16 protein-coding genes are annotated in these 20,497 nt (G+C 70.5%); 8 read left to right on the top strand and 8 right to left on the bottom strand.

All coding sequences use genetic code 11. The features are described from left to right. Positions 1-5 precede the first annotated feature (5 nt). Entirely contained in the window at positions 6-428 is a 423-nt protein-coding gene (locus BJ998_RS04610) for a MarR family winged helix-turn-helix transcriptional regulator (protein WP_184858770.1), read from the top strand. Next, a complete protein-coding gene (locus BJ998_RS04615; protein ID WP_184858772.1) occupies positions 421-4,044 on the top strand; it encodes an ABC transporter ATP-binding protein in 3,624 nt (1,207 codons plus the stop codon). The genes BJ998_RS04610 and BJ998_RS04615 overlap by 8 nt, the downstream gene beginning before the upstream one ends. Here the strand turns inward: BJ998_RS04615 and BJ998_RS04620 are convergent. Both BJ998_RS04620 and BJ998_RS04625 read right to left on the bottom strand, forming a co-directional pair. Further along, positions 4,019-4,453: an OsmC family protein gene (locus BJ998_RS04620; RefSeq protein ID WP_184858775.1), complete on the bottom strand. Its 435-nt coding sequence runs from the start codon at positions 4,451-4,453 to the stop codon at positions 4,019-4,021. The two genes, BJ998_RS04615 and BJ998_RS04620, sit on opposite strands and share 26 nt — an antisense overlap. Before the next feature lie 98 nt (positions 4,454-4,551). Next, positions 4,552-5,241 carry a L,D-transpeptidase family protein gene (locus BJ998_RS04625; protein ID WP_184858776.1) on the bottom strand — a complete coding sequence of 230 codons (690 nt, stop codon included), beginning with the start codon at positions 5,239-5,241 and terminating at the stop codon, positions 4,552-4,554. A gap of 46 nt (positions 5,242-5,287) precedes the next feature. Between BJ998_RS04625 and BJ998_RS04630 the strand changes: the two genes are divergently transcribed. Continuing rightward, entirely contained in the window at positions 5,288-5,857 is a 570-nt protein-coding gene (locus BJ998_RS04630) for an RNA polymerase sigma factor (protein ID WP_184858778.1), read from the top strand. Continuing rightward, entirely contained in the window at positions 5,845-6,591 is a 747-nt protein-coding gene (locus tag BJ998_RS04635) for a hypothetical protein (RefSeq protein ID WP_184858780.1), read from the top strand. The genes BJ998_RS04630 and BJ998_RS04635 overlap by 13 nt, the downstream gene beginning before the upstream one ends. Here the strand turns inward: BJ998_RS04635 and BJ998_RS04640 are convergent. From BJ998_RS04640 to BJ998_RS04655, 4 genes are all read right to left on the bottom strand, one after another. After that, entirely contained in the window at positions 6,581-8,404 is a 1,824-nt protein-coding gene (locus BJ998_RS04640) for a glycoside hydrolase (RefSeq protein WP_184858782.1), read from the bottom strand. The genes BJ998_RS04635 and BJ998_RS04640 overlap by 11 nt on opposite strands. Before the next feature lie 97 nt (positions 8,405-8,501). After that, positions 8,502-9,707, bottom strand: coding sequence for an acyltransferase (locus BJ998_RS04645; RefSeq protein ID WP_184858784.1), 1,206 nt, complete (start codon positions 9,705-9,707; stop codon positions 8,502-8,504). 262 nt (positions 9,708-9,969) lie between these two features. After that, positions 9,970-11,043 carry a glycoside hydrolase family 88 protein gene (locus BJ998_RS04650; protein ID WP_184858786.1) on the bottom strand — a complete coding sequence of 358 codons (1,074 nt, stop codon included), beginning with the start codon at positions 11,041-11,043 and terminating at the stop codon, positions 9,970-9,972. Further along, on the bottom strand, positions 11,040-13,286 hold the full coding sequence (locus BJ998_RS04655) for a hypothetical protein (RefSeq protein WP_184858789.1): 2,247 nt from the start codon (positions 13,284-13,286) through the stop codon (positions 11,040-11,042). Before BJ998_RS04655 ends, BJ998_RS04650 begins: the two co-directional genes overlap by 4 nt. 200 nt (positions 13,287-13,486) lie before the next feature. Between BJ998_RS04655 and BJ998_RS04660 the strand changes: the two genes are divergently transcribed. Genes BJ998_RS04660 through BJ998_RS04670 form a run of 3 tightly spaced genes read left to right on the top strand, consistent with a single transcriptional unit; the run spans position 13,487 to position 17,444 of the window. Continuing rightward, on the top strand, positions 13,487-14,614 hold the full coding sequence (locus BJ998_RS04660) for an EfeM/EfeO family lipoprotein (protein ID WP_184858791.1): 1,128 nt from the start codon (positions 13,487-13,489) through the stop codon (positions 14,612-14,614). Then, on the top strand, positions 14,611-15,819 hold the full coding sequence (efeB, locus tag BJ998_RS04665; protein ID WP_184858793.1) for an iron uptake transporter deferrochelatase/peroxidase subunit: 1,209 nt from the start codon (positions 14,611-14,613) through the stop codon (positions 15,817-15,819). Before BJ998_RS04660 ends, efeB begins: the two co-directional genes overlap by 4 nt. 20 nt (positions 15,820-15,839) lie before the next feature. Then, positions 15,840-17,444: a phospholipase C gene (locus BJ998_RS04670; RefSeq protein ID WP_246488518.1), complete on the top strand. Its 1,605-nt coding sequence runs from the start codon at positions 15,840-15,842 to the stop codon at positions 17,442-17,444. Positions 17,445-17,534: 90 nt separating this feature from the next. Here BJ998_RS04670 and BJ998_RS04675 read toward each other — a convergent pair whose 3' ends face one another. Further along, positions 17,535-18,419, bottom strand: a complete 885-nt coding sequence (locus BJ998_RS04675) for an N-acetylglucosamine kinase (protein WP_184858797.1) — start codon at positions 18,417-18,419, stop codon at positions 17,535-17,537. Positions 18,420-18,479: 60 nt separating this feature from the next. On the opposite strand from BJ998_RS04675, the gene BJ998_RS04680 reads away from it, so the two are divergent. Further along, complete coding sequence (locus BJ998_RS04680; protein WP_184858799.1) at positions 18,480-20,342, top strand: ABC transporter ATP-binding protein; 1,863 nt, start codon at positions 18,480-18,482, stop codon at positions 20,340-20,342. Here BJ998_RS04680 and BJ998_RS04685 read toward each other — a convergent pair. Then, positions 20,339-20,482 carry a hypothetical protein gene (locus BJ998_RS04685; RefSeq protein ID WP_184858801.1) on the bottom strand — a complete coding sequence of 48 codons (144 nt, stop codon included), beginning with the start codon at positions 20,480-20,482 and terminating at the stop codon, positions 20,339-20,341. The two genes, BJ998_RS04680 and BJ998_RS04685, sit on opposite strands and share 4 nt — an antisense overlap. Positions 20,483-20,497: the final 15 nt, after the last annotated feature.

Consider the following 20,497-nt stretch of genomic DNA (forward strand, 5'->3'; position numbering starts at 1 on the left):
CTAATGTGCATCGTGACGAGAACGTCCGCCGGATCCGGTCCGGCGTGGTCCGGCTGTCCCGCCGGCTGCGCGCGGAGCGGCCGGCGGACGCCCTGGCGCCGACCAAGATCAGCGTGCTGGCCCAGCTCTGGCGCAACGGCCGGATGTCCGCGGGCGATCTCGCCGACCTGGAGCGGGTTCAGCCCCAGTCGCTGACCAGGACGCTGGCCGCGCTGGAGGCGGACGGCCTGATCGTGCGCCGACCGGACGAGCTGGACCGCAGGCAGGCGGTCATCGGCATCACCGAGGCGGGCCTGGCCGCGCTGTCCGAGGACATGCAGGCCCGGGAGCGCTGGCTGGCCAAGGCGATGGACATCCACCTCACGCCGGCCGAGCGCCAGTTGCTGGCGGACGCGGCCGAGCTGATGGATCGGCTGGCCGATGACTGACAACTGGATCCGCCGCCTGCTGCCGTTCCTGAAGATCCAGCGCCGCAGCATGGTCCTGACGTTCGCGGCCGCGCTCGCCGGCGCCGGGCTGGCCGCGGTCACGCCGCTGCTGGAGCGGCACATCGTCGACGACGTCATCCTGACGCACCGCTCCGCCCTGTTACCGTGGCTCGGCGCGCTGGTCGGCGTCGGCGTGCTGACCTTCGTGGCGTCCCGGATTCGCCGCTATCGGGCGGCGAAGGTGGTGCTGGAGGTCCAGTACCAGATCCGCAATGCGGTGCACGAACAGTTGCAGCGACTGGACATCGGCAGCCACCAGGCGATGCCGACCGGCCAGCTGGTGTCCCGTATCTCGACGGACGCCGGCGTGATGGTCCGCGTGCTGTCGTACCTGCCGGCGCTGAGCAGCAACGTGTTGCTGATCGTGGTGTCGCTGGTGGTGATGATCGTGCTGTCGCCGCTGCTCGCGCTGATCAGCGCGCTCGTGGTGCCGGCGCTGGTGATCGTCGTCTACCGGATGCGCCGGCAGGTGCGACCGGCCACTTGGGACAGTCAGCAGCGCTCCGCCGAGGTTACGCAGACGGTCACCCAGACCGTGTCCGGCATCCGTGTGGTCAAGGCATTCGGCCAGGAGGACCACGAGCTGGACCGGTTCGTCGAGGCCAGCCAGAAGCTCTACGGCGCCCGCATCCGGTCGGTCCGGCTGATCGCCAGGTACCAGCCGCTGCTGCAGGCGATCCCGGCGATCGGGCAGGTGCTGCTGCTGGCGCTGGGCGGCTGGCTGGCGCTGCACGGCAACATCACCGTCGGCACCTTCCTGGCGTTCGCCACGTACCTGGCGCAGGTGATCGGACCGGCGCAGATGTTCGCGGCGATGATCAGCGCGACGCAGCGGGCCGGCATCTCCGCGCGGCGGATCTTCGACCTGCTGGACTCGGTGCCGGCGGTCACGGACAAGCCGGAGGCCGAGCCGCTGCCGCCGGTCCGCGGCGACATCGCCATCACGGACGCCAAGTTCGGCTACCTGAGCTCGGAACCGGTGCTCGACGGCTTCACTCTGCGCGTGTCGCCGGGCGAAACCGTTGCCCTGGTGGGCACTTCCGGCTCCGGGAAGTCCACTGTGGCCATGCTGCTGGCGCGGTTCCACGACGTGCAGGCCGGCAGCATCAAGATCGACGGCCTCGACGTCCGCGACGTGACCGTGGATTCCTTACGCAGCCAGGTCGGCATGGTGTTCGAGGAGAGCTTCCTGTTCTCCGACACAGTTCGGGCGAACATCGGCTACGGCCGGCCGGACGCCACCGACGAGGAGATCGAGGCGGCGGCGCGGGCCGCCGAGGCGCACGAGTTCATCTCGGCGTTGCCGCAGGGCTACCAGACGCAGGTCGGCGAGCGCGGGCTGACGTTGTCCGGCGGCCAGCGGCAGCGAATCGCACTGGCCCGGGCCTTGCTGACGGACCCGAGGATCTTGGTGCTGGACGACGCCACGAGCGCCGTGGACGCCCGGATCGAGGAGGGCATTCACGCCACGCTGCGCCGCGTGATGGTCGACCGCACCACACTGCTCATCGCGCACCGCCGCTCCACCCTCCACCTGGCCAGCCGGATTGTCGTGGTGGACAAGGGACGTGTTGTCGCGCAGGGCAGCCACGAGGAGCTGATGGCAGCCAGTCCGCTGTATCGGGGGCTGCTCGCCGGCACCGACGAGGACATCGACGTCGAGGTCACCGAAGGCGTCACCTCGGCGGCCTGGCAGGCCGAAAGCGGCAAGCGCAAGCAGCTGGCGATCATGGAGACGCCGTCCGAGATGGCCGCCGGCCTGGCTGCACTGCCGCCGGCCAAGGACCGCGCCGAGATCGACACCGCCGGCGACGACGAGCCGCGCTTCTCCTTCCGCCGCTTCGTCTGGCGGCACCGCACGGCGCTCGGACTGGGCCTGTTCCTGGTGTTGCTGGACGCCGTCGCGACGGCCGCCGGCCCGTACTTCTCCCGGGAGGGCATCGACAACGGCGTGCTCAGCGGCTCGGGCGGCGCGCTGCTGCTGTCGGCCGGGATCTTCCTCGCGGTGGTGCTGGGCGATCTCGCGGTGTCGGTGGCGATGACGCTGGTCAACGGCCGCACCGGCGAGCGGCTGCTGATGGCGTTGAAGGTCCGTGTCTTCAAGCGGCTGCTCCGGCTGCCGGTCTCGTTCTACGACCGGGAGATGGTCGGCCAGGTCATGACCCGCATGACCACCGACACCGACTCGTTCTCCTCGCTGCTGCAGAACGGTTTGCTGCAGGCCGCGGCCAACGTGCTCACGTTCACCGGCGTGCTGGTGGCGATGGCCGTGATGAACATCGAGCTCACCGGGGTCGCGGCGCTGGTCCTGATTCCGTTCGTGCTGGCCACGACGCTGTTCCGGCGGTTGTCCAGGAGCAGCTACGTGCAGGCGCGGGAGAAGATCTCCGACGTCAACGCCGGCCTGCAGGAAACCCTGGCCGGGGTGCGGGAGTCGCAGGCGTTCGGCCAGCAGAACCGCCGGCACAGCGAGTTCAAGCGGCTCACCCGGGGCTACCTGGACGCCCGGATGAAGTCACAGCGGCTCATCTCGGCCTACTTCCCGTTCCTGGAGTTCCTGTCCGACCTCGGCGCGGCGCTGGTGCTGGGCGCGGGCTACTTCCTCATCGCCCGCAACGAACTGACGGCCGGCGAGCTGATCGCGTTCGTGCTCTACCTCGGCCTGTTCTTCTCCCCCATCCAGCAGCTGTCGGGCGTGTTCGACGACTGGCAGCAGGCGCGGGTGTCGATGACCCGGATCAACGACCTGCTGGCCGAGCCGGATCTCACGCCGACCGCCGCGGAGCCGATCCACCCCGGCCGGCTGACCGGGCGGATCGTCCTGGCGGATCTGTGGTTCCGCTATCCGGGCATGGACACCGACGTGCTACGGGGCGTGGATCTCGTTGTGGAGCCGGGGGAAACGGTCGCGCTGATCGGCGAGACGGGCGCCGGCAAGTCCACTGTGGTCAAGATGCTGGCCCGGTTCTACGACCCCGACCGCGGATCGTGCACGATCGACGGCGTTGACCTGCGGAAGCTGGATCCGCAGGAGTTCCGGCGGCAGCTGGGCTACGTGCCGCAGGAGGCGTTCCTGTTCCCCGGCACGATCCGGGACAACATCGCCTACGGCCGGCCGGACGCCACCGACGCGGAGGTCGAGGCGGCGGCGCGGGCGATCGGCGCGCACGAGTTCGTGGCCAAGCTGCCGGGCGGCTACCTGCACGAGATCGGCGAGCGGGGTGGTTCGCTGTCGGCCGGGCAGCGGCAGCTGCTGTGCCTGGCCCGCGCCCAGCTCGTCGACCCGGCGCTGCTGTTGCTGGACGAGGCTACCGCGAACCTCGACCTGGCCACGGAATCCGTGGTCTCCGCCGCGATGTCCACGCTGGCGCGGCGGCGCACCACGATCCTGGTCGCGCACCGCCTGCAGACCGCACGCAGCGCCGACCGGATCGTGGTGATGGACGCCGGGCGCGTGGTCGCCGTCGGCACGCACGAGCAACTGCTCGCCGACAGCGACCACTACGCGCGGCTGTGGGAAGCCTTCGCGGTCACACCAGCGTCGCGTCCAGCGTGATCGTGGTGCCGGTCAGCGCCTTGCTGACCGGGCAGGTGTCCTTGGCGGTCTGGGCCAGCTCGGCGAACTTGGCCGCGTCCAGGCCGGGCACCTTGGCGTTGACCGTGATCGCGATTCCGGTCAGCGCGAAGCCGCCGGCCGGGTCCGGACCCAGCGTCACCTCGGCGCTGACGTCGATCGAGTCCGCGGTGACGCCGGCCGCGCCGAGCACGCCGGACAGGTTCATGGCCAGGCAGGAGCTGTGCGCCGCGGCGATCAGCTCCTCCGGCGAGGTCTGGCCGTCCGGGTTGCCGGTGCGCGTCGGGAACGACACGTCGAACTGACCGGCGTTCGAGGAGTCGAACGTGACGGTCCCCTTGCCGTTCTGCAGTCCGCCTTCCCAGTGGGTGGTGGCGTCGCGACTGGGCATTGTGGTGCCTCCCTCAGTGGTGGTTGCACCGAGAGCCTAGCGCACACTTAAATTGTCCGCAATGCATCGGGGGAAGTTCCGGCCGTGGTGGGGCCGCGTCAGAAGACCAGCACCTCGAAGCCGACGTGCATGATCGGGAACAGGTCGTCGATGGACGGGTTGGTCATGCGCACGCAGCCGTTGCTGGACGGCACCGGCTCCACCGGCTCGCCGCCGTGCACCGCGATGCCGTCGTAGTTGATGTAGCTGGGGCGGTAGAGCCTGCCCAGCGGCGCGTACTCCCAGAAGTCGATCTGGTTCACCACGTGCATGTCGCCGAGCGGGGTGATCCGGTTGCCGGTGCCGTCGCCGGTGGACACGTCGTAGATCTTGCCCACCTTGCCGTCGGTGACCAGGTAGCCGACCTGGTGGGCGATGTCGACCTCGAGGTGCGTCCCGGGAGTGTCGTGCTGCGGCGTGATCGTCCTGGGCGAGCGCAGCGCGGCGGCGGTCGCGTCGTCGACCACGCCGGTGCGAGGGAGCCCCTGCACCTTCTGGAACGCCACGATGGCGTGCTTCGTCTCGTCGTCGAGCTCGCCGTTGGCCTGCCGCGCCTGGTAGCCGAGCGTGTTCAGCATCTGCTGCGCCTCGGCCGTGGTCGGCGGGGCGGGCTTCGGCGTCGTGGTGGTCGTCGCTGTGGTCGACGTCACAGCGTGCGCCGCCGGCACGGGCGCGGACCGCGCCTGGCCGCAGGCCGCGGCCAACAGCACGACAGAGCCTGCGACCAGCACTTTCGCGGTTTTCGACATGAACACGGACCCCTTGGGCGAACGGACGGCGTCACTGGGGATTGGCATGAGTCTCCCGCCGCGCAACTTCTTCCGCCACTCGCTCGTCGAGAACGGAGTGGAGGACATGGAATCGCTGTACCGGGAGCACGTGCACGCGCTGCTCGGGTACGCCGCACGCCGGCTCGGCGATCCCAACGAGGCCGCCGACGTGGTGGCGGCGGTGTTCCTCGCCGTGCTGGAGCGGCCCGGCGGCTACGACCGATCCCGCGGCACGCCCCGGGCCTGGCTGTTCGGCATCACCGCCAACCTGATCGCCTCCCGTGGCCGGCGACGCGGCGCGGAGTACCGGGCGTTGCAACGCGTCTACGGTCATCGCACACTGGCCGCCGACGACTTCGCCGAACTGGAGGCACGCGTGGACGCCGCCAACGCCGCGACCGCCGTGCTGGCCGGCCTCGACGACCTACCGCCCGCCGAGCGGGAGCTGTTCCTGCTGGTCAGCCTGGACGAGCTGACGCCGGCCGAGGCGGCGGAGGTGCTCGGCATCACCGCGTCGGCGGCGCGAATGCGGCTGGCCCGGGCGCGGCGCAAGCTGGTGCCCCTCGTCGAGGAGGGGTCGTCATGCCCGACCTGACCCCGTTCGAGCAGCGGTTGCTGGAAGGTCTGCGCCAGGTCGAGCCCGTGAAGCGTCGACGCCGGTGGCTGCCCGCGGCGGGGACGGGCGCCGTGGCGGCGACCCTGCTCGTGCTGACAGTCGTCCGACCGCCGGCGCCGACGGACGGCCCCCTGGCGACGCACGTGCAGGCGGCCAGCGCGCCGTCGGCGATTCGGCATCTGCGCTGGATCGGCCCGCACATCGGCACGACCGCGGCGTGGACCGACGAGGTGTGGATCGACGACGTCCACCACACCGTGCGGCTGAAGTCGCCGGCGTTCGACCAGACGTACACCGACATGCAGCCGCCGATCGCGCTGGACAAGCCCGGCATGCCCAAGGAGTTCGCCCTGATGTCGCCGGACGTGCTCGTCGCCGACCAGCGCACCCTCGTGGCGACCCTGCCGCACACCCCGGAGGGGCTGACCCTGGTCGCCAACCAGGTCGCCGACGGCGCCGGGCAGCGGCCCGAGCAAGTGCTGGCCGACCTGCTCACCAAGCCGGGACTGAGCGACGACATGCGGGCCGTGGCCGTGAAGGCGCTGCTGCACCTGCCGGACGTCGGCCTGCTCGATCCGCAGAGCCAGGACTACACCGGGCGGCCGGGGGCGTTGTTCGTCGCCAACAGCGGGCCGATGTCGTTGCAACTCGTCATCGACTCGCACACCAACACGTTGCTGGCCATGAACAAGACGACGATCATCACCCAGTAGCGTCGAGCGTCCACTGCTGGCCGGAGCCGACCGTCAGCTGCACACCGTCCGCTGTGGACGTTGCCGACAATCCCCTGTTCTGGTTGGAGATCGTGCCGTTGGCGATGGTCCACTGCTGGGCGGCGGAGCCGTTGCAGCCGCGTTGCACCATGGCGGTTGTCGTGGCATCCAGGCACTTTCCGCTCTGGACGGAGGTGATCGTGCCGTTGGCCTGCACGGTCCAGCGCTGGTTGGGGTCGCCGGTGGTGTGGTACTGGATCACGGCGGCGCCGTCCGAAGTGGACGCCCCGGCGACGTCGGCGGCGGAGCCCGAGTTGGCCGCCTGGATCACGTAGTTGTGGCCCGGGACAACGGTTGTCGGCTGGCTGAAGGTGAACGTCGTGATGCTGCGGGCCGGTAGCGTCGCGGTGGCCGTGCTGCCACTGACCGTGGGAAGACCCACGCTAGCGAGGTCCTCGGTGGCACTCGTCCGGTAGGCGCCGGTGGCCGTGAGCTGGCCGTTCGTCGCGCCGAAGTGCAGCGGGAACGTGGTGGCGGCGGTGTTGTCGTTGATCGCCACGACCGTCCACGTGCCGCCGGACTCGAACGCCACCGGCCACACGCCCGACGGCATGCCCGTGATCGGGAACCTCACGGCGTTGGGGCGGACGAACCGGCTGAAGTTGGCCAGCGCCCAGAACCGTTTGGTGACATAGAGGTTCTGGTTGCCGTTGCTGGCGTAGTTCGGGTCGTAGTAGATCAGGCCGTCGTTCCAGCCCTGGCCGTTCCTGGTGGTCGGGCAGCTCGGCGCGGCGACCGGGTCGCAGCCAAGCACCGGCGACAGCGCCGTCCACCAGTCGAACTGGGCGTCGTTGGCCTCGGTCAGGTCCTGGTGGATCAGGTCGGCCATGCGCAGGCCGCCGTCGATCGTCGGGTCGTAGCCCTGGCCGTAGCCGCCGCCGTTGGAGCAGCAGATCTCCGTGGCCCACAACGGTTTGCCGTAGTTCTTGGCGCTGGAGCGCAGCGTGTTCAGGGTGGCGTTGGTCGGGAAGTCGTACGTGTGGTGCGCCAGCGCGACCAGGTAGCGCTGGGTGTTCGCGTCGCCGGCCCAGGCCGGCAGCTCGAAGATGTCCTGCAGCGCCCAGCTCGTCTCGTCGGCCAGGACCTGGGCCGGCGAGCCCGCGTTGGCCAGCGCCGCCCCGACCGCCCGCACGATCGCGCCGCGCTGGCCCGTGCCGACCGACATGCCCTCCTGGCCGCAGTCGCCGAAGCTGTTGTCCGGCTCGTTCATGGGGCTGACCTGCGAGAACGTCACGCCCTGCTGGTGGAAGTGGGTGACGACGTCGGCGAGGAACTGGCCGTACGCCGCCTCGCTGCCACTCTTCAGGGAGCCGCCGCAGCTCTTGCCGTTGGTCGTCCACACGGCAGGGGCGCTGTTCACGAACGCCTGCAGGTCCGGCACCCCGTGCTGCGCCGCCTGCTGCACGAACGCCGTGCCGCCCGGATCCTTCGACCAGTCGTAGACCCCTGGGCTGACCAACGGCGTCTGCGGCGCCCGCGGCGGGTTCGTCACGCCGACCCCGCCGCCGCCCACGTTGTAGCGGTAGACACTGAGGTCCAGTCCCTCCGGCCCGAACAGCAGGTCACCCACCCGCTGCCTGACCGCCGGGGCGAAGTTGGCCAGGTCGTTCACCCACCAGGCCCCCGAGGCGCCGAAGCCCTGCACCGACTGCGTCGGTGTCCCCGACACCTCCGCCGCCGCCTGCGGCGCCGCCACCGCCGGCGCCCCCGCAACCGTCATGACCAGCGCCGTCGCCAGGATCACCCCTCGCATGCCGTTGACGTTAGGGACTGATCACGGGCCGCCGGAAGGGTCGGCCGTTGCCAGTTGACGCTGCGCTGCCGCAACCGCCCACCCCGGCGAGCGGGGGTTATGCGGCGGCGGGTTGGGGTTCGGGCTTGGCCGGGGCGGGCTTGGTGAAGGGGATCCGGGCCCGGCCGATGAGGACCTTGGCCAGCGGTGTCCGGATCACGATCTCCACGAACACCAGGGACGTGACCACGGCGAAGACGTAGGCCGAGAGGGTGAGGGGCAGGCCCTGGGGGAGGTGGTTGGGGAACCACATGTCGAACTCGTTGAGGAACACCCACAGCATCGCCGGGTGCACGAGGAACACGCCGAACGAGCGCTGGGAGGCGGCGGCGATGATGCGCTGCCAGCGGGAGCCGGTCTGCTGCCGGGCGGCCCAGCGGGAGCCGATCAGGTACAGGGCCAGCACGACGAAGCCGTACCAGGGCAGCATCTCGGGCTGGAGCACGCCGGTGGCGTCGCCGGGGGTGTGGCCGTACGCGAGGTTGACGCCGTACCAGGTGAGGGCGAAGGCGGCGGACAGGCCGAGGCCCCACCAGATGAACCTGCTGTGCGCGGTGATCCACGCCTGGAACGACTCGTAGTGGAACGCGGCGACGCAGCCGGCCAGCAGGAAGAACTGGTAGCTGAAGACGATGGTGCCGTCGTTGGCCCACAGCTGGCCGAGCACCGAGTCGGGGTCGGACGGCGCGGGCAGGTAGGTCTCCGCGAGGGCGATGCCGACCTGCAGCACGAGGGACCCGATGAGGATCTTCTTGTGGTGCCGGACGGTGGCCTTGAGCACGGCGAGCACGGCCGGGAACAGGATGTAGAACTGCAGGGACACCAGCAGGAAGTACAGGTGGTACCAGCCGATTCCCTTGTAGATGCAGCCCCACAGGTCGTCCAGGAACTCCGACAGCGGCAGCGGGGTCATGCCGACCTGCTGGATGACGCCGAAGTAGAACGCGGTCCAGAGCACGTACGGGATGCCGACGAGCGACATCCGGCGCCGCCAGAAGGTGCCGCTGGCCAGCGGGCGCTTCCGGTACGTGTAGACCAGGACGAACCCGGTGAGGAAGAAGAACACGGACCGGGTGAAGTGCAGCAGGGTCAGCGCCCCGTAGGCGGTGACGCTGGCGCCGTCGTTGGTGTACGTGATGACGTGCACGGCGATCACGCTGGCGAAGGTCAGCACTCGGACCAGGTCCACCTGGTTGAGGTGTCCCTTGCCCGCCGCTGCCGTGGCCTTGGCCGGCGGCGCGGCGGGGAGCATCTGAACGCTCATCGGGCGTGTCCTCCCTCGTCCCACTCGTGATCGGTGACTAGCTTGCAACCTCGACCTGAGAGTGGGTTAAGGATGGGTGTCCCGTTGGCTGTCGATAACCTTTCGACGGCCCGACCAGCTCGCCCATGATCCGCGCGCATCCCTTCCGACCAGGGGATTCACCGCCGCCCCTCGGGACCGGGCCGGACAGGTGACCTTCAGCATCTCGACAGCTGACGCCCAGGTTTCCCGGTGGGGACCACGCCGCGCGCCGCGTGTCGGTTCACCGTAGCGAACGGGATCCCCGACACGAGCGGGTGACCAGGGCGGCCGCGTAGGCGAGCAGCCCGAGGCCCTGACCCCATGGCTGAACGCGGTCGTCACGGATGACGGAGTACCCGAACGGAATCAGTTGTAACACGGTTCCCGCGCTGGTCCTGGTGACCGAGCCGTCCTCCGTCACGTACGGGTGCAGCCCGCCGAGGGCCCGCCACCCGGCCGACCGCAGACGATCGGGGGAAATGCCCAGGGCGGCGGCCCGGAACAGGGCGGCGGCGATGCCGGCTGTGGCGGAGGTCTCGACGATTCCGCGCGTTTCCGGATGCCCGTCGACCAGAACGTCCCACACGCCGTGCGCGGGTTGGGTGGCGGCGAGCGCGGTCAACTGGACGGCCAGGCGTTCACGGACGTGATCGAGGCTCGGGTCGGCTTCGAGTATTTCGACGCCGGCGAGCGCGAGCCAGGCATTGGCCCGTCCCCAGAAGCACCAGATCGTCTCGCCACGGTGCGAGCCGTGCGCGAACAGGCCGCTCGCCGGGTCGCCGAGCACGTCGGCGTGCAGCAGCCACTGTCGGGCGGCCTCGGCGACGAGTTCGGGCCGATCCAGCGCGCGTGCGCAGTGGACGAGAAACACGCCGGCCATGAACGCGGTGTCCGCCCACACACCGCCGGGCCAGTGCTCCAACGGCCCCGGGCCGGTCCGCTCGGCCAGCCAGTCGAGCAGCTGCCGGCACGTGTCGGCGTAGCGGCGATCGCCCGTCTCCCGGTACAGCCACGCGCAGGCCGCACCGGGAATGATGGAGTTGACGTGGTCGGGCTCGATGCCCCGAGCAACGTGCTCGTCGACGAAATCGATCACGAAGGGCGGCAGGGGATCACCGGCGGCCTCGGCCATGCGCACCATGCCGAGCAGCACGACGCCTTCGCCCCAGAACCACCGGCGCAGGCCCATGTCCACGGCGCGGACCGAAATCCGCCGCCCGGTGTCGGCGAGTACGTCAACTGTCAACACCGAAGGGTCCACCGGCGGCAGCAGCGGTGCGCCGTGCTCGGCGGAGCTCGGGTCGAGTCCGGTCACGGCCCCTCCCAGTCCAGCGAGTGCTCCCGGTACGTCACGCCACCCGCCCAGAATTCCGGCTCGGCCGGGTACTCGTCGCCGACCACGCACACCCACGCGGCGCCGAGGCCGTTGGGCCGCAACTCTTGGTAGGCGTCCGGGCCCACGGTCACGATCCTGGCCCCGTCCTCGCAGGCCAGGGCCACGATCCCGCCGCCCTTGCGGCCGATCGTCCACACCCCGCGCTGCTCCCACGAATCCAGGGTGGACAACGGGAACCAGGCGTGGGTGTAGCCCATGGGGTCGTCCGGCGGGATCCGGTACAGCGCCAGCACGACGTCCCGGAACTGCCTGGCCCGGGGCAGGATCCGGTTGCCGGCCCAGGCGTTGGGCCGGGCCGACGAGCTGGTCGACGAGTTCGGCGCGTGCGTGACGTAGACCTGCGTCTCCGGCCCGAGCGTCGCACCCCAGACGTGTTCCTGCAATCCGGGCAGGCCGGACCGGTAATCCTCCACAGTGGACAGCATCACGTCCGGCGTCTTGTACACCACGACGTCCGAGTGGTACGGCCGCGACAGCAGGTCGTGCTCGAACCGGTACTCCCCCGACGAGCTCAGTCGCACCAACTCCGCCGTGGCCGGCGCCGGCGGAATCCGGTACTTCGAGGCGGTGGCCAGCGCCGTCGCGGGCAGCACGGCCGCGTTCAGCGCGCCCATGCCGTAGCAGAGCCACAGGATCGGCGCGGTCTCCTCGAACCGGGACGACCGCACCGTGTTCACGTACGACCGGCCGTGCGCGGCCCCGTTGATGCCCCGCCATGACGTCCGAACCAGCCCGGTCAGGATCCGGTCCAGCAGCTCCCGGGCGTCCGCCACCAGCGAGGAGTCCGTGGCGAACTCCACAAGGGACACCAGCGCCAGCGCGTCGATCGCCAGGTACGCGTTGGAGTTGAACTCGCTGAACCCGCCGGCCAGCCGCCGCCTGATCCACTCCGCCGCCAGCTCACCACCGTGCGCCGCGTGTTCAGAGCCTTGCCACCCGGTGTTGCCGAACTCCGAGTCCGGGAACAGTTCCCCGGCCAGCAGCTCCGCGGTGTGCCAGACCAACTGGTGGTTCTCGGTGAAGTAGCACATCGCGTCCAGGCCGGGCTGGTCGATCCAGTACTTGAAACCCAGCAGCGCCGTCCGCACCTCGTCCCGCAGCCCCGGGTCCCAGTGCTCCGGAGCAACCCGATGCAGCAACGTCAGCAGTCCGACCGCCTCGAAGTCGGCGCAGTCGGCCCGGTTCCGGATCATCCACAACGACCGCTCCATGGCGACACCGCGCACCCGCCCGTCGGCGAGGGCGGTCGCCGCACTCGGCGTCGTCGACCGCACGTGGTCGAGCAGCTCCGACCGCCACTGTTCCGCCGTCCCAACGGGTTCCGCCCGATACGACGACGGCAGCACCGCGACCGGGAACTCCCGGAACACCGGCGAACCGTCCACCGACACCCGCAGCACGACCTCGCCGCTGGCCAGCATGGACGCCGACCCGACGGCCCCCTCGGCGTCCTCACCCAGCCGCACGGTCGCGCGGCCGCCGACCAACGTCACGACCTCACTGCCGACACGAAGCCGGGCCCCCGGAGGACCGGTCAGCTCCACTTCACCGTTGACAGTTCCCCACGTGGGCGTGCCGACGGCGGACAGGATCCGCTCCGCCCGAGCCGAAGCCCGCTCGTCCGCGCCGGGGCTGGGTATGACCACCCGCACCGGCAGCCCGCCGACCCGCAGCCGCACCACCTGGCGGCACTCGCGAAAGCCGACCTGCCAGGACGTCACCACGACCTGCGAGATCCCGGACGGCAGCCAGACCCGCACCTCGTGCTCGGCCGGCTCCATATAGGTGACGGTGTCGGCGTGCAGCAGTAGTTCACCGTTGACGTGCAACAACACGGGACCCGTGCTGGCGACGCGCAGGGTCCGCCACTCGGCCTGGTCGACCTCGAAGGCGGTGCCGGCGACGGCCGTGCGGTAGGTCGGCGTGAAGCAGAATTCACTCCAATCGACCAAACCATCCACTCCGGTGTGAATGCGACGAAACTCCGGACCTTCGACGACGTCCGGCGGCGGCTGGTCGACCGGCAGCGGTCGGGAGAGATAGAGGCGGCGCTTGAGCGGGGTGACGTCCGGACCGTTCGTGAGGACCCATCGACCTTCCGGTCCCCAGGGCGATCCCGTGGCGGCCAGACCGAGATCCGAATCGGGCACGGGGGCGGTCACGACCGGCCGCACCACCCAGTCCAGTACCGAACCCGTTACTGACAGTCGATGTGTGGTGCGTCCATCCGAGGGCACAATGAGGAATTCTGTCCGACTAGGACGAACACTGAGTGACGAGCGGGCCAACAGTGCTGGACTCGTGTGTCAGCGCGCCTAGGATTCCCAACGATAGGAACCGCCGATCACCAGGAGCGACCCCCGTGCGCACTCCCCGTCCCCTGCCGACGGCGATCGCGTTGGTCGGTGTGGGAGCGGTCGTGGCGGTGGCGGTGTGGCGGCCCTGGGAGGGCTCCCCGGCCGACGCGGCCAGCGGCCCGCCGCAGATCACCGTGTCCCGCAGCCAGTGCGGCCAGGGCTGGGCCGACCCGAAGACCGGCCGGCAGACGTTCACCCTGCACAACACCGGCGACGCGGCGGCCGAGGTCGACCTGGTCGAGCTGGGCAGCAACAAGGTGTACGGCGAGGTGGAGGGTCTGGGCCCGAACACGAGCGCGCCGATGGACGTGCAGCTGGGGGCCGGCCAGTACGCGTTCCGTTGCCTGATCGAGGACACCGACGCCATCACCGGCCCGGCGGTGCAGCTGCGGGGCGACACGAAGGGCGGCCCGGCGGCCGTTCCCGTCACCAAGAACGACATGCTGCCGCTGGTGAAGCAGTACGAGGCCGCGGTCGCCGGCGGCGTCGCCGACCTCGCCGCCAAGACGGACAAGCTGCGTGGCGACGTGGACGCCGGCAACCTGGACGCCGCCCGCGCCGACTGGCTGCCCGCGCACCTGGCGTACAACTCGCTCGGCGCGGCCTACGGCGCGTTCGGCGACTTCGCGGACAAGATCGACGGCTCCGACGCGGGCTTCCACCCGCTGGAGAAGGGCCTGTGGCACAACGCTTCCGCCGCCGACCTGAAGCCGATCGCCGACCAGCTCGCCGACGACGTGCACGGGCTGCAGGCCGACCTGCCGAACGAACAGGTGGATCCGAACGATCTCGGGCTGCGAGCGCACGAGATCATGGAGAACGCCCTGCAGTTCGAGCTGACCGGCGAGAACGACCAGGGCAGCGGCACGTCGCTGAACACCGCGCTGGCCAACCTGGACGGCACCGCCAAGGTGCTGGCCATCCTGGACCCGGTGCTCAAGCCCCGCTACCCGGACCTGCCGGCCGTGCGGAAGTGGTCGGACCGGACGCGCACGCTGCTGACGGCGCACCAGAACACCCCGGTCGGCCAGCTGGACCGGACCACTCGGGAACAGATCAACGGCGCCGTCGGCGAACTGCTGGAGAAGCTCGCCCCGATCGCCGTCATCTGCGAAGTACGGAGGGGCTCATGACCGGCGTCGGCCGCCGTTCCTTCCTTCGCGGCGCGCTCGTCGGCGCGGGCGCGGCGGCGGTGACCGGCCTGTCGGTGTCCGCCGACGCGGCCACCTCCGCAGCGTCGACTCCCTCCGGCGTCGCCTTCCACGGCGTGCACCAGGCCGGCATCGACACCCCGCCGCAGAAGCAGGCGATCTTCGCGTCCTTCGACGTGATCGCCGCCGACAAGGGCGAGCTCACCGAGCTGTTGAGGACGCTGACCGACCGGGCCCGGCTGCTCACCGCGGGCGGGGCGCTGCCCCCGCTGGGCATCACCGCGCCGCCGGCCGACTCCGGCGTGCTCGGCCCGGACATGCCCGGCGACGACCTCACCGTCACGGTCGGCGTCGGCGCCTCGCTGTTCGACGACCGGTACGGCATCTCCGACCGCAAGCCGGCGAAGCTGACGGCGATGAAGGAGTTCCCCAACGACAGCCTCGATCCCGCGCTGTGCCACGGGGATCTGAGCCTGCAGCTGTGCGCGAGCGAGACCGACACGGTGCTGCACGCGCTGCGCGACATCGCCCGGCACACCCGCGGCGCGATGCAGCTGCGCTGGCGCGTCGACGGTTTCCAGAACCCGCCGCGGCCGTCCGGGACGCAGCGCAACCTGATGGGCTTCAAGGACGGCATCGTCAAGCCGGCGCCGGCCGACTTCGACAAGCTGGTGTGGGTCGGCCCGGGCAACGGCGAGCCGGCGTGGACTGTTGGCGGCAGCTATCAGGTGCTGCGCCAGATCCGGATGCTGGTCGAGTTCTGGGACCGGGTCGACATCACCGAGCAGGAGAACATGTTCGGCCGCCGGCGGGACTCGGGCGCGCCGCTGGACGGCACCGACGAGACCGACGTGCCGGACTACGCGTCCGACCCGACCGGCACGGCGATCCCGCTGACCAGCCACATCCGCAAGGCCAACCCGCGCACCCCCGACACCGCGTCCAGCCAGTTCCTGCGGCGCGCGTACAACTACGACAAGGGCACCGACTCCGTCGGCGACCTGGACATGGGGCTGCTGTTCTGCGGATACCAGCAGGACATCGCCCGGCAGTTCGAGGCCGTGCAGACCCGGCTGGTCGACGAGCCCCTCGTCGACTACATCCGGCCGGTCGGCGGCGGTTACTTCTTCGCGCTTCCCGGAGTACGGGACAGCGGCGACCACTTCGGACGGTCGCTGCTCGCATGAGTCATTCAGGAGGGAAAGGCATGCGTAGACGCCGTGTCCTGGCCACGGCAGCCGTGGCTGCGACGGGGCTGTTGCTGGCCGCGTGCAGCGGCGGCGACGCCAATCAGGTGGCCAACGCCGCCGAGTCGTACCAGCTGGTCCACCCGACCACGCCGATCCAGCACGTGGTGGTGATCTTCGGCGAGAACATCTCGTTCGACCATTACTTCGGCACCTACCCGAACGCCACCAACGCGGACGGCACGCCGTTCCAGGCGGCCCCGGGCACCCCGCACGTCAACGGCCTGTCCCACCAGCTGCTGACCAACAACCCGAACGCGTACAACCCGAAGCGGCTGGCCCCGTCGCAGGCGCTGACCTGCGACCAGAACCACAGCTACGGGCCGGAGCAGAAGGCCGTCAACGGCGGCAAGATGGACAAGTTCGTCGAGAACACCGAGACGGACAAGTGCACCGGCCAGCCCGTGCTGTTCGGCGAGCCCGGCCTGGTGATGGACTACTTCGACGGCAACACCGTCACCGCGATGTGGAACTACGCCCAGCACTACGCGCTGAGCGACAACTCCTTCGACACGGTGTACGGCCCGTCCACGCCGGGCGCGATCAACCTGATCTCCGGCAACACGCACGGCGTGCAGGCGTACGACCCGAAGACGGGCCAGCCCACCACCGACGCGTACACGGTGCAGTCCCCGGACAAGAACGGGATCGGCACCATGACCAACGACCCCGACCCGTTCTACGACGACTGCTCCAACAACAACGGCAAGTCGAGCAACGCCCTGGCCGTCATGCACGGCAAGAACATCGGCGACCTGCTCAACGCCAAGCACGTCACGTGGGGCTGGTTCCAGGGCGGCTTCAAGCCGACCGGCACCGCCAACGGCAAGGCGGTCTGCGGCCAGCAGCACGCCAACGTCGGCGGCAACTCGTCGAACGACTACAGCCCGCACCACGAGCCGTTCATGTACTACCAGTCCACGGCCAACCCGAAGCACCTGCCGCCGTCGTCGGTCGGCGCCATCGGGCACACCGACCAGGCCAACCACCAGTACGACACGTCCGACTTCGACGCGGCGCTGGCGGCGGGCAACCTGCCGTCGGTCAGCTTCCTGAAGGCCGGCGAGTACCAGGACGGCCACGCCGGCTACTCGGACCCGCTGGACGAGCAGCAGTTCATCGTGCGTGAGATCAACCAGCTGCAGAAGTCCAAGGAGTGGTCGTCGACCGCGGTCATCCTGGCCTACGACGACTCCGACGGCTGGTACGACCACGTCAAGCCGCCGGTGGTGAACGGCTCCAAGGACGCGGCGCTCGACCAGTCCGTGCTGTGCGGCCACACCCCGGTGTCCGGTGGTTACGCCGACCGCTGCGGCTACGGCCCGCGCCTGCCGCTGCTGGTGGTGTCGCCGTACGCCAAGACCAACCACGTCGACCACACGCTGACCGACCAGACCTCGGTGCTGCGGTTCATCGAGGAGAACTGGCGGACCGGCCAGATCGGCGACCACTCGTTCGACCAGCGCGCCGGCAGCCTGGTGAACATGTTCAACTTCTGGCAGCACCCGAACGACAAGAAGCTGATCCTCGACCCGAAGACCGGAGCCGTCGTCAGCAACCACTGACCGTGACCGCCTGACGGCTGGCCAGACCTTTGGAAAGGACCATTCCTGACGTTGAACGTCAGGAATGGTCCTTTCACAACATCAGGGCGGTTACAGAAGGTAAGCTAGTTTGGCGGCGCCGCGGGCGCCGTCCTCGGCGGGGCGGGCGGTGAGGCCGAACCGCTCCCGCAGCCCGTCGGTGACCAGGGCCCGCAGCGGGCCCTTGGCCAGGAGCAGGCCGCCGGCCAGCACGGCCTGGCGGTATCCGGCGGCGAGCGGGTCGAGGGCGGCGACCGAGGCCAGCAGCAGGTCGGCGGCCTCGGTGACGATCTCGGCGGCGACCTGGTCCTGCGCGTACAAGGCCGTGACCAGCGGCGCGAGGGTGGACAGCCGCAGCGGCGGCTCGCTGTAGACGGCGGCCTCCAGCGCGGTCACGTCGAGCGGGACGGCCAGCGCGTAGCAGACGACGTCGGCGAGCTTGGTCGGCCGGCCGCGGCCGTCGATCATCCGCAGCACCGCCCGCACCGCCTGCCGGCCGAGCCAGAAGCCGGAGCCGTCGTCGCCGACCAGCCAGCCGTTGCCGTCGACGTGGCGTACGATCCGCCAGTCCCGCAACTCGGCGGCGGCCGCGCCGGTGCCGGACAGCACCAGCACGCCGTCGGGGACGTCGCTGCCGCCGGCGAAGGACACCTCGACGTCGCTGACCAGCCGGGGCGTGACGATGCCCAGCTCGGCGGCCACCCGGGCGACCTCGTCGAGCAGGGGCTGGCCGGCGGTGGGCCCACCGGCGAGCCCGATCACCGCGGCGGTGACCCCGGCGGCAGAATGGTGGCCGAGAGCCTGCCGGAGCGCGGACTCCAGCTGCCGGCCGGCGTTCTCCACGCCGTGCACGACGGGATTGGAGCCGGCGGCCTTGCCGGCGCCGAGCACGACGCCGTCCGCGTCGACCAGCACCGCCCTGGTGTTCGTACCGCCCGCGTCGACGCCGAGATACATGGAATAGAAGAGTAGACGGCCCGGTTCCCCGGTCGTCGGACACACGAGGTCGGGGGGATCATGGATTCCTGGATGTTCATGCGCGGCGCGATGGCTCGGGCGGACGCCCCGAGCCAGGTGCGCCGCGGCACCCTGCGGCGGGTGCTGGAGTTCGCCCGTCCGCACTGGGGCAAGTTGGCGGTGTTCCTCGGGCTGACGGTGGTGGACGCCTTCCTCGCGGTCAGCACGCCGGTGCTGGCCGGCCGGGTGGTGGACTCGATCATCAACCGGGCCGCGCTGGGCGTGGTGGTCGGGCTGGCGGTGCTGATCGCGCTGGTCGCGGTGGTCAGCGCCGGCACCAGCCTGGTGGAGCGCTGGCAGTCGTCGCGGATCGGCGAGGGCCTGATCTACGACCTGCGCCGCGCGGTGTTCGAGCACGTGCAGCGGATGCCGGTCGCGTTCTTCACCCGCACGAGGACCGGCGCCCTGGTCAGCCGGCTCAACAACGACGTGATCGGCGCGCAGCGGGCGTTCACGTCCTCGCTGTCGGGCCTGGTCACGAACGTGATCCAGCTGGCGCTCTCGCTCGGCGTGATGCTGTCGCTGTCGTGGCAGGTCACGCTGCTGGCGCTGGTGCTGCTGCCGGCGTTCCTGCTGCCGGCGCGGCGGATGGGCACCCGGATGGCCGGGCTGGAGCGGGAGGCCGCGGGGCTGAACGCGGCGATGACCAACCAGATGACCGAGCGCTTCTCCGCGCCCGGGGCGACGCTGGTCAAGCTGTTCGGGCGGCCGGCGGCGGAGGCGGCGGAGTTCGGCGACAAGGCGGAGCGGGTGCGGGACATCGGCATCCGGACCGCGATGGCGGCGCGGTGGTTCCTCACCGGCATGTCGCTGCTGCCGACGATGGCGCAGGCCCTGGTGTACGGCGTCGGCGGCTACCTGGCGCTGAGCGGTCAGCTCGCCGCCGGCACGGTCGTGTCGCTGGCGCTGCTGCTGACCCGGCTCTACACGCCGCTGACCGCGCTGGCCAACGCGCGCGTCGACATCATGACCGCCCTGGTGTCGTTCGAGCGGGTCTTCGAGGTGCTGGACGTGCGGCCGATGATCGTGGAGTCGTCGCGCCCGACGCCGCTGCCGGAGGGGCCGGTCTCGGTCGAGTTCGACGACGTCAGGTTCGCCTACCCGTCGGCGGACCAGGTGTCGCTGGCGTCGCTGGAGTCGGTGGCCAACCTGGACACCCGCGGCGGGCAGGAAGTGCTGCACGGCATCAGCTTCCGCGCCGAGGCCGGCCAGCTGGTGGCGCTCGTGGGCTCCTCCGGCGCCGGCAAGTCGACCATGGCGTCGCTGGTCCCGCGGCTCTACGACGTGACCTCCGGCGCGGTGCGGCTGTCCGATGTGGACGTTCGGGAGCTGTCGTTCGACGACGTGCGCGGCGCGGTCGGCGTCGTGACGCAGGACGGGCACCTGTTCCACGACACCATCGAGGCCAACCTGCGGTACGCGCGGCCGGACGCCAGCAGCGAGGAGCTGTGGGACGCCATCGAGCGGGCCCGGCTCGGCGACCTGATCCGGAGCCTGCCCGACGGCCTGGAGACCGTGGTCGGCGAGCGCGGCTATCGCCTCTCCGGCGGCGAGCGGCAGCGGCTGACCATCGCCCGGCTGCTGCTGGCCCGGCCCCGCGTGGTGATCCTCGACGAGGCGACCGCGCACCTGGACTCCGAGTCGGAGGTCGCGGTGCAGGCCGCCCTGACCGAGGCGCTGCAGGGCCGGACCGCGCTGGTGATCGCGCACCGGCTGTCCACCATCCGCGCCGCCGACCAGATCCTCGTCATCGAGGACGGCCAGGTGGTGGAGCGGGGCACGCACGCCGAGCTGATGGCCGCCGACGGCCGTTACGCGGAGTTGCACAACACGCAGTTCCGCGAGCAGCCCTCGGTCGCCTAGGAGCGGGCGCGGTTGTTGGCGTTCGCCAGTAGCCACAGCGCCGCGAAGTTCCCGACCGGCACGGACCCGGCCACGATCAGCGCGGCCGGGTCCGGCCGGTAGAGCGGCATCCGGGCCACGCTGGCGGAGCTGGTGCCCATCGACGAGCACGGGCG

Origin of the sequence: Kutzneria kofuensis (assembly GCF_014203355.1) — a bacterium.
GTDB classification, from domain to species: Bacteria; Actinomycetota; Actinomycetes; order Mycobacteriales; family Pseudonocardiaceae; genus Kutzneria; species Kutzneria kofuensis.

Excerpts from the sequence above, each read along its gene's own strand:
- BJ998_RS04635 (WP_184858780.1), top strand. The coding sequence starts at position 5,845 with ATGCCCGACCTGACCCCGTTCGAGCAGCGGTTGCTGGAAGGTCTGCGC.
- BJ998_RS04625 (WP_184858776.1), bottom strand. The coding sequence starts at position 5,241 with ATGTCGAAAACCGCGAAAGTGCTGGTCGCAGGCTCTGTCGTGCTGTTG.
- BJ998_RS04615 (WP_184858772.1), top strand. The coding sequence starts at position 421 with ATGACTGACAACTGGATCCGCCGCCTGCTGCCGTTCCTGAAGATCCAG.
- BJ998_RS04620 (WP_184858775.1), bottom strand. The coding sequence starts at position 4,453 with ATGCCCAGTCGCGACGCCACCACCCACTGGGAAGGCGGACTGCAGAAC.
- BJ998_RS04680 (WP_184858799.1), top strand. The coding sequence starts at position 18,480 with ATGGATTCCTGGATGTTCATGCGCGGCGCGATGGCTCGGGCGGACGCC.
- BJ998_RS04675 (WP_184858797.1), bottom strand. The coding sequence starts at position 18,419 with ATGTATCTCGGCGTCGACGCGGGCGGTACGAACACCAGGGCGGTGCTG.
- BJ998_RS04670 (WP_246488518.1), top strand. The coding sequence starts at position 15,840 with ATGCGTAGACGCCGTGTCCTGGCCACGGCAGCCGTGGCTGCGACGGGG.
- BJ998_RS04640 (WP_184858782.1), bottom strand. The coding sequence starts at position 8,404 with ATGCGAGGGGTGATCCTGGCGACGGCGCTGGTCATGACGGTTGCGGGG.
- BJ998_RS04645 (WP_184858784.1), bottom strand. The coding sequence starts at position 9,707 with ATGAGCGTTCAGATGCTCCCCGCCGCGCCGCCGGCCAAGGCCACGGCA.
- BJ998_RS04630 (WP_184858778.1), top strand. The coding sequence starts at position 5,288 with ATGAGTCTCCCGCCGCGCAACTTCTTCCGCCACTCGCTCGTCGAGAAC.
- efeB (WP_184858793.1), top strand. The coding sequence starts at position 14,611 with ATGACCGGCGTCGGCCGCCGTTCCTTCCTTCGCGGCGCGCTCGTCGGC.
- BJ998_RS04685 (WP_184858801.1), bottom strand. The coding sequence starts at position 20,482 with ATGGGCACCAGCTCCGCCAGCGTGGCCCGGATGCCGCTCTACCGGCCG.